Source organism: Actinophytocola sp. KF-1, from assembly GCF_054661535.1.
In genome coordinates, this window is the sequence record NZ_BAAFVK010000019.1 from 32,462 (window position 1) to 49,060 (window position 16,599).

16 protein-coding genes are annotated in these 16,599 nt (G+C 73.2%); 7 read left to right on the forward strand and 9 right to left on the reverse strand.

Features of this window, described 5'->3' with window-relative positions:
* The first annotated feature begins 52 nt into the window (after positions 1-52).
* Entirely contained in the window at positions 53-451 is a 399-nt protein-coding gene (locus tag ACYQ77_RS40715; RefSeq protein ID WP_459722392.1) for a universal stress protein, read from the forward strand.
* Between the two features lie 55 nt (positions 452-506).
* On the opposite strand, the gene ACYQ77_RS40720 is transcribed toward ACYQ77_RS40715, so the two are convergent.
* Positions 507-1,034 (reverse strand): DUF488 domain-containing protein, encoded by a 528-nt coding sequence (locus ACYQ77_RS40720; protein ID WP_459722157.1) that lies wholly within the window; start codon positions 1,032-1,034, stop codon positions 507-509.
* A 178-nt stretch (positions 1,035-1,212) separates the two neighbouring features.
* Between ACYQ77_RS40720 and ACYQ77_RS40725 the strand changes: the two genes are divergently transcribed.
* Genes ACYQ77_RS40725 through ACYQ77_RS40735 form a run of 3 tightly spaced genes read left to right on the forward strand, consistent with a single transcriptional unit; the run spans position 1,213 to position 3,921 of the window.
* The gene (locus ACYQ77_RS40725; RefSeq protein ID WP_459722158.1) at positions 1,213-2,049 is read left to right on the forward strand and encodes a CPBP family intramembrane glutamic endopeptidase; all 837 of its coding nucleotides are present in this window, start codon (positions 1,213-1,215) and stop codon (positions 2,047-2,049) included.
* Between the two features lie 10 nt (positions 2,050-2,059).
* Positions 2,060-3,241 carry a sensor histidine kinase gene (locus ACYQ77_RS40730; protein ID WP_459722161.1) on the forward strand — a complete coding sequence of 394 codons (1,182 nt, stop codon included), beginning with the start codon at positions 2,060-2,062 and terminating at the stop codon, positions 3,239-3,241.
* Positions 3,238-3,921 (forward strand): response regulator, encoded by a 684-nt coding sequence (locus tag ACYQ77_RS40735; RefSeq protein WP_459722163.1) that lies wholly within the window; start codon positions 3,238-3,240, stop codon positions 3,919-3,921. The genes ACYQ77_RS40730 and ACYQ77_RS40735 overlap by 4 nt, the downstream gene beginning before the upstream one ends.
* A gap of 13 nt (positions 3,922-3,934) precedes the next feature.
* Here the strand turns inward: ACYQ77_RS40735 and ACYQ77_RS40740 are convergent, their stop codons facing one another.
* Together ACYQ77_RS40740 and ACYQ77_RS40745 are read right to left on the reverse strand one after the other, a co-directional pair.
* Positions 3,935-4,915 carry a cytochrome c oxidase assembly protein gene (locus ACYQ77_RS40740; RefSeq protein ID WP_459722165.1) on the reverse strand — a complete coding sequence of 327 codons (981 nt, stop codon included), beginning with the start codon at positions 4,913-4,915 and terminating at the stop codon, positions 3,935-3,937.
* Positions 4,916-4,974: 59 nt separating this feature from the next.
* Positions 4,975-5,187 (reverse strand): CsbD family protein, encoded by a 213-nt coding sequence (locus ACYQ77_RS40745; protein WP_459722167.1) that lies wholly within the window; start codon positions 5,185-5,187, stop codon positions 4,975-4,977.
* 131 nt (positions 5,188-5,318) lie between these two features.
* Here ACYQ77_RS40745 and ACYQ77_RS40750 point away from each other — a divergent pair, with 131 nt between their 5' ends.
* On the forward strand, positions 5,319-5,651 hold the full coding sequence (locus tag ACYQ77_RS40750) for a winged helix-turn-helix transcriptional regulator (protein WP_459722169.1): 333 nt from the start codon (positions 5,319-5,321) through the stop codon (positions 5,649-5,651).
* Between the two features lie 182 nt (positions 5,652-5,833).
* Complete coding sequence (locus tag ACYQ77_RS40755; RefSeq protein WP_459722171.1) at positions 5,834-7,027, forward strand: MFS transporter; 1,194 nt, start codon at positions 5,834-5,836, stop codon at positions 7,025-7,027.
* 177 nt (positions 7,028-7,204) lie between these two features.
* Here the strand turns inward: ACYQ77_RS40755 and ACYQ77_RS40760 are convergent, their stop codons facing one another.
* From ACYQ77_RS40760 to ACYQ77_RS40770, 3 genes are all read right to left on the reverse strand, one after another.
* On the reverse strand, positions 7,205-8,395 hold the full coding sequence (locus tag ACYQ77_RS40760) for a 3-hydroxybenzoate 6-monooxygenase (RefSeq protein WP_459722173.1): 1,191 nt from the start codon (positions 8,393-8,395) through the stop codon (positions 7,205-7,207).
* Positions 8,396-8,465: 70 nt separating this feature from the next.
* The gene (locus tag ACYQ77_RS40765) at positions 8,466-10,037 is read right to left on the reverse strand and encodes a class I adenylate-forming enzyme family protein (protein WP_459722174.1); all 1,572 of its coding nucleotides are present in this window, start codon (positions 10,035-10,037) and stop codon (positions 8,466-8,468) included.
* A 37-nt stretch (positions 10,038-10,074) separates the two neighbouring features.
* Positions 10,075-10,617, reverse strand: coding sequence for an SRPBCC family protein (locus ACYQ77_RS40770; protein WP_459722177.1), 543 nt, complete (start codon positions 10,615-10,617; stop codon positions 10,075-10,077).
* A 165-nt stretch (positions 10,618-10,782) separates the two neighbouring features.
* Between ACYQ77_RS40770 and ACYQ77_RS40775 the strand changes: the two genes are divergently transcribed.
* Positions 10,783-11,763, forward strand: a complete 981-nt coding sequence (locus tag ACYQ77_RS40775) for an NADPH:quinone reductase (protein ID WP_459722178.1) — start codon at positions 10,783-10,785, stop codon at positions 11,761-11,763.
* A gap of 1 nt (position 11,764) precedes the next feature.
* On the opposite strand, the gene ACYQ77_RS40780 is transcribed toward ACYQ77_RS40775, so the two are convergent.
* The 3 genes from ACYQ77_RS40780 to ACYQ77_RS40790 are packed head-to-tail and all read right to left on the reverse strand — an operon-like array spanning position 11,765 to position 16,597.
* Positions 11,765-13,165 carry an MFS transporter gene (locus ACYQ77_RS40780; RefSeq protein WP_459722180.1) on the reverse strand — a complete coding sequence of 467 codons (1,401 nt, stop codon included), beginning with the start codon at positions 13,163-13,165 and terminating at the stop codon, positions 11,765-11,767.
* Complete coding sequence (locus ACYQ77_RS40785; protein WP_459722183.1) at positions 13,158-14,594, reverse strand: FAD-dependent oxidoreductase; 1,437 nt, start codon at positions 14,592-14,594, stop codon at positions 13,158-13,160. The genes ACYQ77_RS40780 and ACYQ77_RS40785 overlap by 8 nt, the downstream gene beginning before the upstream one ends.
* The gene (locus ACYQ77_RS40790) at positions 14,591-16,597 is read right to left on the reverse strand and encodes a molybdopterin oxidoreductase family protein (protein ID WP_459722395.1); all 2,007 of its coding nucleotides are present in this window, start codon (positions 16,595-16,597) and stop codon (positions 14,591-14,593) included. Before ACYQ77_RS40790 ends, ACYQ77_RS40785 begins: the two co-directional genes overlap by 4 nt.
* Positions 16,598-16,599: the final 2 nt, after the last annotated feature.

Below are 16,599 nucleotides of genomic sequence, written 5' to 3' on the forward strand. Positions count from 1 at the left end.
CGTCGTCCCCGACGCCGGCAGCCGCGCGGGCGTCGCTCGCCATCGGACGGTCGTGGTCGGGGTCGACGGATCCGGCGACTCCGCCGCGGCGCTCCGGTTCGCGTTCGAGGAAGCCGTCCGCCGCCGCACCGCCGTGCGGGTGATCCACGTGGTCGACCCGTCGACGTCGCCGGCCGGCCATGTCCCGCACCGGCAACCGCGTCGTCGCCGGATCACCGCGGCCGACACGATGCGCGAGCTGCTCGTCGAGTACGCCGCCCGATGGCCTTCCGTACGGGTCTGCGCCGAGGTGCGGTCCGGTGTGCCAGGAGTGGCGCTCGCCGCGGCGGCGGATGGCGCGGAACTGCTGGTGCTCGGCACGCACAAGCACCACGACACGGATCCGTTGACCCGCGGGGTCACCAGGTGCGCTGTCCTGCACAACGCGACCTGCCCGGTCGCCATCATCTGACCGCGCGGAACGCCGTTGCGCGGCCTCGCCTCGGACGATGAACGCAGGGCGCTCGTCAGCTCAGGTCGTAGACGAGTACCGCACCGGATGCGCGGCGAGCTCCGGCCGCGACCGGGTGTTCGGTGAGCCGGCCGTCATGGTTCAGGTGGTGTACCGGGGTCGTGCGGACGAGGGTGACGAAATCGGCGATCAGCCTGCGGTGGCAGCGCCACCACACGCTCTCGCTGCACATCACCGCTGTGCGGGTCTCCGCCGCGCCCTCGAGGAGTTCGTCGACCGCGTCGAGGAACTCGGTGCTGCGCATGTGGTGGGCATAAGCACGAAACGCGTCGACCCGCCACCACCGGTCCGGCGACTCGGCCGGCAGTCGTCGCCGGCCGCCGAGCCTTTCCTCCCACCGATAACCGATACCAGCCGCGGGCAGCCACCCGGCCAGTGCCTCGCGGCTGACGTGAGGATGTGCCCGGCTACCGGGGTAGCGACGCACATCGACCAGCTCCGCCACCTCCGCCGCGTGCAGCAACTCGGTGAGCTCTGCCCGCGTCGTGGTGCCGTGTCCGACGGTGAGGAGCGGAAGGGCCATGACACTGGCTTACCCCGCCAGTGCCCGGGCAACGCGTTGACTGTGCCTGGCGCGGCCGGCATCCCCCGGGAGAGCTACCCGAATCGTCGTCTCTGTGGGGATTCCACGCGGGCCGTCGGCTCCTACCGTTCGTGGCGGTCACCGCATCGGGTGGCTCACGAGCAACCGGAGGTCGCAAGTGGACGCGGGAGCAGTCGCACGCACTGATCAGGGAGCAGGGAAGTTCGGCCGCGTCCTGCGGTTCCCGCTGATGTGGTCGCTGGTGGGGATCGTCGGTGTCGGCGGGGTGTCGGCGCTGTCCTCCGGCGGGCCGCCTGCGCTCGCCGCCGTCGGGGCCGTCGCGGCCGTCGCCGTCTACTGGCTGGTCATGCGCCACGTCGCGCGGCGGAGCACGCCGGAACTCCTGTCTCCGCGGGCCGTGCCCCACGCGTTGACCGGCGTCGCGCTCGGCGTCGCTTTCATCGCCACCTCGGTGGTCGTGGTGCTGACCGAGTTCTCGTTCACCGGGTCGTCGGGCGACCCGGCCGCGATCGTGGCGACGGTGGTGGCGGTCCAGCTGGGCGCGGCGGTGACCGAGGAGCTGATCTTCCGCGGTCTCGCGCTGCAGGCACTGGAACGGTTGTTCGGCAGCTGGGTCGCGCTGGCCGGCACCGCGGTGTTCTTCGGTCTCGTGCACCTGGCCAACCCGGGCGCCACGCTGTGGAGCTCGTTCGCGATCGCTGTCGAGGCCGGTGTGCTGCTCGGCGCGGCGTTCCTGTGGCTGCGCGACCTCTGGCTGGCCATCGGCCTGCACTTCGCCTGGAACACCAGCGTGGGGCTGCTCGGCATCCCGGTCTCGGGACACCCGGCGACCGGTGTGCTGGTCGCCCGTCCGACCGGCCCCGACCTGCTGACCGGTGGCGGTTTCGGCCTCGAGGCGTCGATCGTGCCCGTCATCGTGAGCCTGGTCCTCGCCGTGCCCATGCTCGTCGCCGCGCGCAGGCGCGGCAACCTGGTGCCGCTGCGCGGTCGCTAGACTCCGACGGGTGCTCGCCGACACGGCCGCAATCCGCGCGGTGGCCCGCCAGTGGCCCCACCACCCGGTTCTCGTCAAGGACACCGCGTTGGCGGTGGGCGTCGCGGTGCTGGCCTTCGTGCCCGCGGTCGCCCACATCGGACCGGAGATCGGCGACCTCCCCCGGCGCGACGTCGGCGCGGTGGCCGGGCTGGTGCTGACCCTGGCACTGTGCCTGCCGCTGGTGGTGCGGAGCCGGTGGCCCGCCGTGTGCCTCGGGGTCGTGGGCAGCGCGTTCGCCGTCGACCAGGTGCTCGGCTACCCGGACACGTTCGGCAAGGTGGGGCTTCTCCTGGCGTTGTACGCCGCCGGTGCGCACCTCGACCGGTTCCGCCGCGGGCTGGGGGCGGCGGTCACGGCGGCCTACGCCGTGCTGGCGGTCGTCCTGCACACCCTGGGCTCCCCCCAGCGGTTCCCCGACTACCTCGCGTTCTACCTGATGATGGTGGTGATCTGGTTGGCAGGGGCCGGGATGCGCCGGTGGCGCGCGGAACAGGCGACGCGCGAGCGGCTGGCCGCCGAGGTCGCCGCGGCCGCCGAGCGGGCGCGGATCGCCCGCGACCTGCACGACGTGGTCACCCACCACGTGACCGCGATGGTGGTCCAGGCCGACGCGGCGCAGTTCCTGATCGACGCGGAGCCGGCACGCGCCGGGGACGGGCTGAGCGCCATCAGCGACACCGGACGTCAGGCACTCACCGAGCTGCGTGCGCTGCTCGACGTGCTCGAGGTGACCGGCGAGGACCCGGCCCCGGACCGGACGCCGGCCATCGGCCGGGTGAGCGACCTGGTCGAGCAGGCCCGGCTGTCGGGTCAACCCGTCGAGTGGACCGAACAGGGCGTCGCACGACCGCGGTCCGTCGACGTGGAACTGGCCGCCTACCGCGTCGTGCAGGAGTCGCTCACCAACGCGCTCAAGCACGCGACCGGGCAACCGACCACGGTCCTGCTCCGGCACGGCGATGCGCACCTCGAGATCGAGGTGACCACCACCGGGCCCGCCGTCACCGCACCGCTGCCGCCGTCCGGCGGGCGAGGGCTCCGCGGGCTGCGGGAACGGCTGCGGATGCTCGACGGCGATCTGGTCGCCGGACCACGCCCGGACGGTGGTTTCCGCGTCCACGCGCTGATCCCGTCGGGCAGCCCGGCATGACCGCGCCGATCCGCGTACTGGTCTGCGAGGACCAGGCGCTGGTGCGCACCGGCTACGTCACCATCCTGTCGTCACCGCCCGACATGGCCGTCGTCGGCGAGGCGGCGGACGGCCGCGAGGCGGTGGAGATGGCGCGCCTGCTGCGCCCCGACGTGGTCGTGATGGACATCCGCATGCCCGTTCTCGACGGCATCGAGGCGACCAGGGCGATCGCGGGTCCCGGTGTCGAGGCACCGCCGAAGGTGCTCGTGGTCACCACCTTCAACGTCGACGCGTACGTCTACGAGGCGTTCCGCGCCGGTGCCAGCGGCTTCCTCCTCAAGGACACCCCGCCCGCCCGGCTGGTCGAGGGCATCCGCACCATCGCCCACGGCGAGTCCCTGCTCGCCCCGGCCGTCACCCGGGGCCTGATCGGCCACTTCGCGGAACGGCTGCGCCCCGCCGACCCGTCCCCCGCGGCGAGGGACGCGGTCGTGCGGGCCCTGACCCGCCGCGAGCTGGAGGTCTTCGAACAGCTCGCCGCCGGTCAGTCCAACGCCGAGATCGCCGCCGCGCTGGTCCTCTCGCCGGAGACGGTGAAGACGTACGTCTCGCGCATCCTGACCAAGCTCGACCTGCGGGACCGCGTGCAGGCCGTCGTTCTCGCACACCGGGTCGGCCTGGTGTCCCACCGGGACTGACACCCCGTCGTCCTCAGCGGCGGGCCGGGTCGGCGAGGCCGGCGAGCATGTCGTTGTAGGCGGCCAGGTCTGGCTCGGCGTCCGCCCTGGCGGACGCACGCTCGTCGGCGCGGGCCCACTGGGCCACGGTCGCCATGAGGGTCACCAGCACCGGCATCTCACCGAGGGCCCACACGAGGGTGCCCGCGTTCCGTTGATCGGCGGTCACGTCCACGAGCCCGAACGCGGCGAAGAAGTCCTGCCCCAGGACCGTGTTCGCGGAACCCACGACCACGGCGAGGTAACCGATCCCCAGCAGCAGCGCGGCCATCAACCCGATCCGCCCCGCGTGTGGCAGCCGCCGCACGCCCGGGTCCACCCCGATGATCGACCAGAAGAACGCGGCACCGGCGAGCACCGCGACCGCGTTCACGCCGAGGCGCGACCAGTGACCGCCCAGCACGACGTCGAGCGCGCCGAACACGTAGAGCGCGTAGAACGGCCCGAGCAGAAGCCCGAACGCCACCAGCGGATGGGTCAGCACCCGCCACACACGTGACCGCAGTAGCGCGACCAGCCACTCCCGCGGTCCTGGCGTGCCGTCCCGGCCGGCCCTCGGCAGCGCACGCAGCGCGAGGCTCACCGGACCGCCGAGCACCAGCAGCACCGGCGCCACGACGGCCAGCAGCACCTGGCTCGCGACCAGCATGCTGACCATCGCCGGTGCGTACCGGCCGATCCCGGACGACGTGGCGACCAGCACGACCGCGCACCCCAGCAACCACATCGCGGTGCGAGCACGCGGCCAGCCCGGCACCCGCCGGACCCCCAGGAGGTAGAGCGCGGCGAGCACCACCGCTGCCAGACCGAACACCACGTCCGGCCACCAGCCGGCCAGGAGCCCCGCGACCGACGGCGGCTCCGACGGCCGCGGGGCCTGCGCGAGTGGCGACACCGCGAACACCGCGATCCCGCCACCCGCGCACAGAGCCCCGACCATCACCCGACGTGGCATGCCCGATACCTCCCGATCGCCCCTTGGGAGAAGGGTATGCGACGGGCTCAGGCACTGAGTTACTCGTCGCCGCGGAACTTGTCCCTGATGTCGTCGACCGCGCCCGCGGCCTTGTCCCGGAGGTCGTGCCCGGCCTCCTTGGCCTCACCGCTGAGCTGGTCCCGCTTGCCCGCGTTCTCCAGGTCCTCGTTGTCCGTCGCCTCGCCGACCCGTTCCTTGCCCGCGCCGACAGCCTGCTCGGCCTTGTCCTTCGCCTTGTCGAAAACGCCCATGTGCGCCGACCTCCTTCGTCCCCGCAGGGCTACCCGCCCACGGCCTGCCGACACCTGGGCGCGCAGGCAAGCGTGTCACCGGACGTGTACTTACGGTTGTGTATCTACTTACGATTCCTTAGTATGTCCCCGTGGACATCACTGACACCGCGTTCTGCCCGCGTTACCACCGCGCGGTCGAAGTCATCGGGAAACGGTGGACCGGTGCGATCGTGCGGGCGATGCTCCTCGACGTCACCCGGTTCGCCGACCTGCGGTCGGTGGTGCCGGGGTTGAGCGACCGCATGCTCACCGAGCGCCTCAAGGAACTCCAGGACGAGGGCATCGTGGAGCGGATCGTCCACGCCGAGACCCCGGTGCGGATCGAGTACCGGCTCACCGAGAAGGGGCGTGAGCTGCACGACGCGGTGTACGCGTTGAGCCGCTGGGCCGACCGCTGGATCCCGCTCGAAGCCACCACGTGACCTGAGCGGCGCCGGGGCCACAACCACATATCGACGTTCTCCGACGGGCTGTGCACGGCCCGCCGCTGGACGAGCTTTCCCTTTTGTTCGCCGGGCGCACGGCCCGATCGCGACGCGGTCCCGTGCTGCCCGGACCCGCCCACTCGGGCATCGAACACTCACCCAGAAGATGGAGGTTCATCGTGTCCCTGCCCGACGCATCACCACAGGAGGCGCAGCGAACGACGCTGCGGATGTGGTTCAGCGTGCTCACCGTCTCGCTGGGCATCTTCTCGATGATCACCGCCGAGCAACTGCCCGTCGGGCTGATCCCCGCCATCTCCGACCAGCTGCACGTCTCGGTCGGTACCGCGGGCCTGACGGTCACCGTGCCGGGAGTCATCGCGGCGTTCGCGTCGATCGGGCTGCCGCTGGCGGTGGGCAGGCTCGACCGGCGGGCGCTGCTGGCCGGCCTGCTCGCGGTGATGGCCGCGGCGAGCGCGATCTCGGCGCTGGCCCCGAACTTCACCGTCCTGCTCGCGTCCCGGCTGCTCGTCGGGATCACCATCGGCGGGTTCTGGGCGATCGCGGGCAGCCTCGCGGTGCGGCTCGTGCCCGGCCCCTCGGTGCCCAAGGCCCTGGTGCTGATCTTCGGCGGCGTCGGCGCGGCCGCGGTGCTCGGCGTGCCCGTCGGCACCATGATCGGTGAGATGGTCGGCTGGCGCGGCGCGTTCTGGGCGCTCGGCGGGCTGAGCGTCGCCGTGCTGATCGCGGCGCTCGTGCTGCTGCCGCCGCTGCCCGCGGCGGAGCCCGTGCACCTGGCGGCCCTGCGCGCGCAGCTGCGCAACCCGGTCCTCGTGGCGGGTGTCGCCGCGACCGCACTGCTGATCGCGGGCCACTACGGCGCCTACACCTTCGTGAGCCCGGCCCTGCTGGACATCTCCGGGGTCAGCAGCGCGATCATCGGCCCGCTGCTGCTGGGGTACGGCGTCCTGGGCATGGTCGGCAACGCGGTCGCGGGCTCCTGGGCGGCCCGGTCGGCGGGCCGGACCATGGCGGCGATCGTGATCGTGCTGGGCGCCGCGCTGATCGTCTTCCCGCTGCTCGGCGCGACCCCGTGGACCGGTGCCGTGTTGCTGCTGGTGTGGGGCCTGGCCTACGGCGCGGCACCCGTGACGCTGCAGACGTGGGTCCTGAGCGCGGCCCCGCAGAGCGCGGAGGCCGCGACGGCGATCTACTGCTTCGTGTTCAACCTGGCCATCGCCCTGGGGGCACTGGCGAGCAGCGTGATCGTCGACGCCATGGGCGTGCGGAGCGTCCTGTGGATCGCGGCCGCACTCGTGCTGCTGGTCCTGCTGACCGTCCGGCGAGCCCCGTCGGCGGCACCGGCCCGGTAGGCACGAGGTGGGGAAATGGGGCGGGCTCACACCCGCCCCATTTCCTCGTGTCCCGGACGGCGTGAGGGCACCGACGGCCGTGCCCGAGCCCGCGACGCCAAGCACGGAGAAAGCCACGAGGCGCGTGCCCCGTGCGGGGCACGCGCCTCGTGGCTCGAACCAGTACCGCGGTTCCGGTCAGGCCGGGACGGCGGGGCTGTCGAACTGCCGGGCCCCGTGCATCCAGGCGACGTAGTCGTGCAGGTCCGTGGCGGACATGGACGACAGCATCCGGTTCCTGGCCAGCGCCCGCTCGCCTGCGGGGTGCCACAGCTGGATGCTTTCCCGTGCCAGGCGCTGGATCCGGGCCGTCCTGGCGCGCCGGGCGGCGTTGTACTCGACGAACCGGCCGGCCAGTTCGTCGCTGTCGCAGTCGAGCAGGTCGCCCAGGACGACGGCGTCCTCCAGGCCCATGCACGCGCCCTGCGCCGCGTAGTGCAGCATCGGGTGCGCGGCGTCGCCGAGGAGGGTCACCCGGCCGTCCGTCCACACGTCCACCGGTTCGCGGTCGACCAGGACCCAGGACTTCCAGTCGGCGCCCAGTTCCAGCAGGCGCCGCGGGACCGCACCCAGCACCGCGAACTCGCGGCGGACGTGCTCCTTCGTCGCCGGGACGCCCGCGAAGGCCTCCTCGACACCGTCGTCGCTGCTGGCGGCCAGGTTCAGGTACCGGCCGCCCGCGATCGGGTAGTGGACGAAGTGGCACTTCGGGCCGGCCCACCACGTCACGGCGTTCCACCGCAGCTCCTGCGGCACGCGTTCCATCGGGATGATCGCGCGGTACACGGTGATGCCCGAGACCCTCGGCTCACCGTCGCCGACCAGCCCGCGGCGCAGGGCCGAGTTGATGCCGTCGGCGCCGATCACCGCGTCGCCGGTCACGCGTTCGCCGGTCGTGAGGACGACGCTCGCGCGCACACCGTCCTGCTCGTACCCCGTCGCCGTGGCGCCGCCGCGCAGGGCGATCCCCGGCGACGCCTGGCACGCATTCAACAGCAGCGTGTGCAGCTCGGCGCGGTGCACGACCACGTACGGGTTGCCGAACCGTTCGCGGTAGGACTCGGTGAGCGGCATGCTCACCACGTGCTCGCCGGTGACACCGTCCATGAACCGCAGTTCGTCCACGTTCACGGCGCGGGCCCGGACCTCCTCCCCCAGCCCGAGACGTTCCAGCGCGTGGATCCCGTTGGGGGCCAGCTGGATGCCGGCGCCGATCTCGCCGAAGCGGTCGGCGCGTTCCAGGACGGTGACGCGATGCCCGTGCCGGGCAACGGCCAGCGCGGCGGCGAGACCGCCGATCCCGCCGCCGACGATGACGATCTTCGCCATGGTTCTCCTCAGTGGAGGTGTTCGCTTCGCAAGCTCCGCTCAGTGCGGGCGTTCGCTTCGCAAGCCGCGCTCAGTCCACCCGTTCCGCAGACAGCAGCCGGGCCAGCTCGAGCCGTTTGATCTTCATGGTCGCGGTCTGCGGGAGGTCCGCCAGCCGCCACTGCACGGGGGCCGCCATCGCGGGCAGGTCGGACACCGCGGCACGCCACGCGACCTCGTCGAGCGGCTGGTCGTCCTTGGTGCACACCACGGGCACCGGCGTGCCGTTCTCGCCCGGGACGATGATCACCTCGGCGAGGTTGTCCAGCCGTGCGAACAGCTTGTCCTCGGCGGCGAGCGTGCTGCCGAACCCCTCGATCAGGTCGACCTCGCGGTCCAGCAGGTGCACGCAACCCCAGCGCGTCCGGTACCCCACGTCGCCCATGCGCCACCAGCCGTCGCGAGAGACCTGCTTGTCGTAGCGCGACTGCTCGCCCAGGTATGTCACGACCCGGCCGTCGCTGCGGACCTCGATGAAACCGGGGTTCGTGGCCGACGGCGGCCTGCCGTTGCGGCTGACGACGCGGACGTCCGTCATGCCGGGCACGGGCCAGCCGACGCAGCGCCCGTCGTCCTCCGGCTTGCGGCGACTGGTGAAACCACGCATGACGGCGGGCCCCACCTCGCTCTGCCCGTAGATCTGGCCGAACAGCGGCGCCTTGCGGTCCGTCGCGGCCAGCAGCCGCTGCACGGTCCTGGGGTGGATGGCGTCGAAGGTGCTGCTGAACATCTTCACGTTCGACAGCGGCCTGCGCGGGTCGTCGGCCAGCTCCTCCCACGCCATGTACACGTTCGGGTGCGCCTCGATGATGCCGGGCCGCAGCCGGGCGAACACGTCGGCGACGTGGGACGGCGTCGCGTCGGCGAGCACCAGGATCGGGTACCCGCGGAACAGCGAGATGGCGAGCGCGGTCACGAGCCGCGAGTGCACGAAGGACACGTGGATCGCGATGGTCTCGCGCTTGCGCAGGATCGGCCAGGTCACCGCCGCCTGCGGCCGGTAGCGCGCCTGGAGGCTCCGTCCGGTGTGGACGGCCAGCTTCGGCGTGCCGGTGGTGCCGGAGGTGTGGGTGATCAGCGTCGGGTGGTCGGCGGGCATGACGACCGCGGGCACCCGTTCGGCGCCGGCCAGCCCGCGCAGCTCGACGGCGTCCGGCCAACTGCCCGCCGTGAGGACGACGCGGGCCACGAGGTCGAAGACCTCCGGCCCCAGCTCGCCCTCCAGCTTGGCCTGGTCGGTCACCAGCGTCGGCCGGTCGGTGCGGCGCAGCAGCTCGCCGACCGTCTCGCCGTCGAGCTGCGGCGAGAGCAGCACCGGCACGGCGCCGATGCGTGCGATGGCACAGGCGAGGAGGGTGATGTCGAAGCCGTTGGTCTTGTAGACGACGACGCGGTCACCGGGCCGCACGCGCACCGCCCAGAGCCGGGACGCGATGTCGGCGACCAGGTCGGCGACCTCGGCCATCGTCGCGCGGCGCCCGAGCTCGGGCGCGACGTCGAGGTCGTGGTCCAGGATCAGCACGTTCGACGGGTGCGCCGCGGCCGCCCGCTCGAAGAGCGTGCCCAGCTTGATGCCGCGGTTCCCTATTCGCTGCAGAAGCATTTGCCTCGCCTTCGCCAGTATCCGTGCAGCAGAGCGGTCACTTCTTCTCGATGACGTCCTTGATGCGCCCCAGGGTCGCGGCGATGTCCTTCTCGAGCTTGGCACCCCATTCGGTGAAGAACCGCCGCTTCTCCTCGTCGTCCATCCCGGCGGTGATGCCGCGGATGCCCTCGGTCGGCTCGCCCATGCGGAAGTGGTGCGTCAGCACGCACCCGCCCTCCGCGGGCGCCATCTCGAACGTCCACACGCTGTCCTGGGCCTGCCCCGCCTTGGTGCGGATGGCCCAGCTGAATACGCGTCCCGGTTCGGCGGCGACGACCTCCGAGTCGGTGGTCCACTCGCCCCGCACCACCGGCGCCCACGACACGACCTCCCGTCCCCGCCGGTTCTTCCCGCGGAACACCGCGCCCACCGTGGCCGGTTCGCCGGACACCCACTCACCGCCGACGCACTCGACGCTCCACTCCGCGGCGCGGCCCATGTCGCTGACGACCGCGTACACCTCCTGCGGTGACGCGGACACCCAGACGTCGGTGCTCACCTGGAACAGCGGCTCGCTCTTCGTGTTCGTTTCACCCATACTCGAAATTCTCGTCGAGGTGCGCGGCACCAGGCACGAGCCGCCGCGTGGGTAAGTCAAGTCGTCGGGAATACGTCAAAATCAAGAACCCGGACCGGGCCGACCTGACGAATCATGCGCGGATCCCGTTGCCGTGCCGGGAATCCGCGGCCACAATCGATGGGCGTGCGTGCTGCCTACGTCGAAGAACTGGGTCCCGCCGAGAACATCCGCTACGGCGAACTGCCCGATCCCGAACCAGGTCCGTCCGACGTGCTCGTCGACGTGACGGCCACCACGGTCAACTGGGTGGACACGTTCGTGCGGTCCGGGGTGTTCCGGACCGCCGTCGAGTTCCCCTTCGTGATCGGGCGCGACATGGTCGGCACCGTCGTCGCGACCGGCGAACGGGTCAGCGGGTTCGCGCCGGGGGATCCGGTGTGGTGCAACAGTCTCGGGCACGGCGGGCGGCAGGGCGCGGCGGCCGAACGGGTCGTGGTGCCCGCCGACCGGCTCTACCACCTCCCGCCGGGCGTCAGCCCCGCCGACGCGGTCACCGTCGCGCACCCGGCGGCCACCGCCTACCTCGGGTTGTTCACCCACGGCCGGGTCCGCGCCGGGGAGACCGTCGTCGTGGCCGGCGCGGCGGGCAACGTCGGGAGCGTGCTCGTGACGCTCGCCGTGCACGCCGGCGCGAGGGTGGTCGCGACCGCCGGCGCTCGGGACGCGGAGTACTGCAGGGAAATCGGTGCGGCCGAGGTGATCGACTACCGCGATCCGCAGCGCTGGCAACGCATCCGCGCCGCCTGTCCACAGGGGATCGACGTCTACCTGGACACGGCGGGCGAGAACGACATGGCGAACGCCGTCGACCTGCTCGCGCTGCGCGGGCGGATCGTGCTGCTCGCCGGTGTCCGGACCCGGCCCGTGCTCCCGGCGGGCCCGCTGTACATGAAGAACGGCTCGGTCATCGGGTTCGTCATCTCCCACGCCACCGTCGCGGAGCTGGCCGAGGCGGCGGAGACCATCAACGAGCTCCTCGCCGCCGGCGTGCTGCGTCCCCGGGCCACCACGACGATGCCGTTGCGCGCGGCCGCCGACGCCCACCGGGCGGTGGAGCGGGGCCTGCTGCACGGCAAGCGGGTGGTCCTGGAGGCACGCGGCTGACTCAGGCGTTCGCGTGCGCGAGGCTCGGCAGCCGCGTGACGAACAGCGTCCTGCGCAGGTACACCCACCACGTGACGACCGCGAACACGACGTACGCCCCCATGAACACGCCCAGCGCGGGCACCACCCAGTCCGGGTCGGCCGCGTGCCTGCTGGCGACCCGGAACACCTGCTGCACGGCGAACCCGCCGAACGCGCCCGCCGCGCCGACGATGCCGATCACCGCCGCGGCCCGGCGTTTGGCGTCGGTCAGCGCCTCGGCCGGGTCGACGCCCCGGCTCGCCGCCTCAGCGCGGCCCAGTGCCGCGAAGACCACCGGGATCATCCGGTACGTCGCGCCGTTGCCCACCCCGGTCAGCAGGAACACCACCAGGAACGCGGCCAGGAACACCACGAAACCCCGGTGCCACACGGCGAGCGCGGCGACGCCGGTCGCGACCACCATGCCCGCGAACGCCGACAGGGTGATCCGCGCGCCGCCCAGCCGGTCGGCCAGCCACCCGCCGAGCGGCCGCGCGACGGATCCCGCCAGCGCACCGAGGAAGCCGAGCCCGGCGAGGTAGTCGCGCACGAACGGGTGCGTGGCGAGGAAGTCCGGGAAGGTGCTGCGGATGACGAGCGGGAACGCGAACGAGAACCCGATGAACGAGCCGAAGGTGCCGACGTAGAGCAGGGCGATCACCCAGGTCTGCCGCTCCCGCAGGGCCGCGGTGTAGGGCGTGCGGTCGGCACGCACCTCGGTCAGGCTGTCCATGCACAGCCAGGCGCACAACGTCGCGAGCACGATGAGCGGCAGCCAGACCAGGCCCGTTCTGCCCAGGTCTGCCCCGCCTGCCGGGGTGAGCACCACGAGCGGCGCCACGACCTGCACGACCGCGACCCCGAGGTTGCCGCCCGCCGCGTTCAGGCCCAGCGCGACGCCCTTGCGCCGCTCGGGGTAGAAGAACGAGATGTTCGCCATCGACGACGCGAAGTTCGCGCCGCCGACCCCGGCGAGGGCCGCGCAGCACAGCAGCACGGCGAACCGCGTGTCGTGGCTCTGCGCGCGCAGCCAGTCGCTCGGCACGAGGAACGCCAGCAGGCTCGCGGGCAGGAGCAGCAGCGCCGCGGAGATCGTCGTCCACACGCGACCGCCGAACCTCGGCACGGCGAACGTGTACGGGATGCGCAACGCGGCGCCGACCAGGCTCGGCAGTGACACGAGCCAGAACGACTCGGTCACGGTCACCGGCAGCCCGGCGGCGTCGAGGTCGAGCACGAGCACCGACCACAGCGCCCACACCGTGAACCCCACGTGCTCGGTCAGGATCGAGACGGCGAGGTTGCGGCGGGCGATCCGGCGTCCGGTCGTGGCCCAGAACTCGTCGTCCTCGGGCCGCCAGTCGTCGATCCGGCTACGCATGCGCGCGTTCCCGTTCGGACAGCCAGTCCGCGAGGCTGCGCACCCGGCCCGCGCAGCCGCCGCAGCCGGTGGTGGCCCTGGTCGTGTCCGCGATCTCGGCGACACCGCGGGCGCCGCCGCGCCACGCGGACACCAACGCGGCCTTGGTCACCGCGTTGCACCGGCACACCACGCCGGTGTCGGGCCACTCCTCCGGGCTGGGCACGTCGGAGGGCCTGCCGAGCAGCAGCGCCAGGCGGTCGGCGGGCACGGGCAGGCGCTGGTCGTAGAACTGGGTGATCGTCGCGGCGGTCTCCGGCGCGCCGAGGACGATCGCGCCCGACACCTTCTCGTCCCGCACGACGAGCTTCGCGTAGTGGCCCCGGGTGACGTGGGTCAGGCACACGACCTCGGCGTCCGGTTCGTCGAGGGCGGCCTGCGTGTCGCCGAGCGCGACGAGGTCGACGTCGCGGGCCTTGAGCCTGGTCACCACCGGCGTGCCGCGGTAGCGGGCGGTCACGTCGGTCCCGGTGACGAGGTCGGCCACCACGCCCGCCTGCTCCCACGCGGGCTGGACCAGCCCGGACACCGTGCCGGGGTGCTGTGCGCAGTCGCCGATCGCGTGGATGCGCGGGTCGCTCGTGCGCAGCGCGTCGTCGACCACGACACCCCGGTCGGTCACGAGCCCCGCCCGTGCCGCCAGCGCGGTGTCGGCCCGCACCCCGGCCGACACCAGGACGCGGTCGGCGGGCACGAGGTCGCCGCCCGCCAGCACCAGCCCGCGGCCCGGCACGTACCGCTCGGCGGTCGCCCCGGTCCGCACGTCGACGCCGAGGTGGGCGAGGGTCCTGGCCAGCACCGCGCCCGCGGTCGGGTCGAGCTGGCGCTCCATCAGGTGGCCGACGGGGTGCACCACGGTCACCCGGTTGCCGCGCACGGCCAGCGCGCGGGCCGCCTCGACGCCGAGCAGCCCGCCGCCGAGCACCGCGACGGCCGCGGCACCGGCCGCGGCGTGCCGGACCCGCTCTGCGTCGTCGAGCGTGCGGAAGGCGAGCACGCCGGGAGCGGGTTCGCCGTCGGCGCCGGTCAGGCCGTCGACCGGGGGCAGCCAGGGACGGGCGCCGGTCGCCAGGACGAGCACGTCGTAGTCCACTGTGGAACCGTCGGTCAGGAGCACGGTCCGCGCGGCGCGGTCCAGCGCCGCGACGCCGAGCCCGAGCCGCAGGTCCACACCGTGCTCGACCGCCCAGTCGCCGTCCTGCAGCGCGATGGCCGCCGGCGGCAGCGAGCCGTCGACCACCGACGACAGCAGCACCCGGTTGTACGGGTACCGCTTCTCCTCGCCGACGGCGGTCACGGCCACCCGCTCGCCTGCCGGGTCCCGGCGGCGGATGTCCTCGGCCAGGCGGGCACCGGCCATCCCGTACCCGGCGATCACGACCCTTCTCACGCCTGCTGCCCCACCAGCCGCACGGCGCACACCTTGAACTCGGGCATCCGGCTGGTCGGGTCCAGCGCGGGGTTGGTGAGCAGGTTGGCCCGCTCGTCGCCGGCGAAGTGGAACGGCAGGAAGACCACGTCCGGCCGCAGCGACGGGACGTACCGCACGGTCGCCCTGGTCCGGCCGCGCCGGGACGCCACGACCGCGACCGCGCCGTCGGCCAGCCCGGCGCGGCGCGCGGTGTCCGGGTGCACCTCGACGAACATCCCGCCCGCCGCGCCGGTCAGCTCCGCGATGTGCCGGGTCTGCGCACCGGACTGGTAGTGCGCGAGGATCCGGCCGGTGGTGGCGTACAGGGGGAACTCCGCGTCCGGCGGCTCGGCGGGTCCGCTGTGGTCGACGGCGACGAACCGGGCCCTGCCGTCGGGGTGCGCGAACGCGTCGAGGAACAGCCGCGGCGTGCCGGGGTGCGCCGGTGACGGCACCGGCCAGTGCAGTGCCTCCCCGGCACGCAGCCGCGCGTAGGTGACACCGAAGTAGTCCGCGGGCCCGCCCCGGGACGCGGCACGCAGCTCGTCGAACACGGTCTCGGCGGCCGCCGGGAACCGGTCCGCGGGCTGGCCGAGCCGCACCGCGAGCCCGTGCAGCACCTCCAGGTCGGTGCGCACGCCCGGCGGCGGCTCGACCGCCTTGGCACGCAACAGGATCCGCCCTTCGAGGTTGGTGAGCGTGCCGTCCTCCTCGGCCCACTGCGCGACCGGCAGCACGACGTCGGCGAGGCGCGCCGTCTCGGACAGCACGACGTCGGCGACGACCAGCAGGTCCAGCGCGGCGAGCCGGTCGGCCACCAGCCCGGCGTGCGGCGCCGACACGGCCGGGTTGCTGCCGAACACCAGCAGGCCGCGTGGTCCGCCGGGGGTGCCCAGCGCGGCCAGCAGCTCGTAGGCGGACGGGCCCGCGCCGGGCAGCGAGCCCGCCGGGACGCCCCACACCCCGGCGATGTGCCTGCGCGCCCCGGGGTCCTCGATCGAGCGGTAGCCGGGCAGCTGGTCCGCCTTCTGGCCGTGCTCGCGGCCGCCCTGCCCGTTGCCCTGGCCGGTGAGGCACCCCCAGCCGGAGCCGGCGGTGCCGGGCAGGCCCAGCGCGAGCGCGAGGTTGATCCAGGCGGTCGCCGTCGCCACGCCGTTGGCGTGCTGTTCGGTGCCCCGTGCGGTCAGGACGTAGGCGTTGCGGGCCCCGGCGAGCATGCGGGCGGCGCGGCGCTGGTCGGCCGCGGGCACACCGGTCACCCGTTCGACCCGCTCCGGCCACCAGGCCGCCGCGACCCGCCACGCCGCGGCGAACCCGGCGGTGCGCGCGGCGACGTAGTCCTCGTCGAGCTGTCCGTCCGCGACGACGGCGTGCAGGATGCCCAGCGCCAGCGCGAGGTCGGTACCGGGGGCGGGCGCGAGGTGCAGTGCCGCCAGCTCGGCCGTCGGCGTGCGCCTCGGGTCGACCACGACGAGACCACCGCGGTCGATGGCGCCCTTCAGGTGCGCCAGGAACGGCGGCATGGTCTCGGCGGGGTTGGCGCCTGCCAGCAGCACCACGTCCGCACCGCCCAGGTCGGCCAGCGGGAACGGCAGCCCGCGGTCGACGCCGAACGCCTGCCGCGCCGCCGCCGACGCCGACGACATGCAGAACCGCCCGTTGTAGTCCACCTGGGACGTGCCGAGCGCGACCCTGGCGAACTTGCCGAGCAGGTAGGCCTTCTCGTTGGTGAGCCCGCCGCCGCCGAAGACCGCGTTCCCGTCCGGGCCGTGCTCGGCGCGGATCTCCCGCAGCCGCCGCGCGACGACGTCGAGCGCGGTGTCCCAGTCCACCGGGCACAGCTCGCCGCCGACGCGCAGCAGCGGGGTGGTCAGCCGGTGCGGCGAGTCCAGCAGCGCGGCCGACGTCCAGCCCTTCACGCACAGGCCGCCCGCGCCACCCGGCCGCACGGTGACACCGCCACCGGTGTGGTGGAGTGTCATGC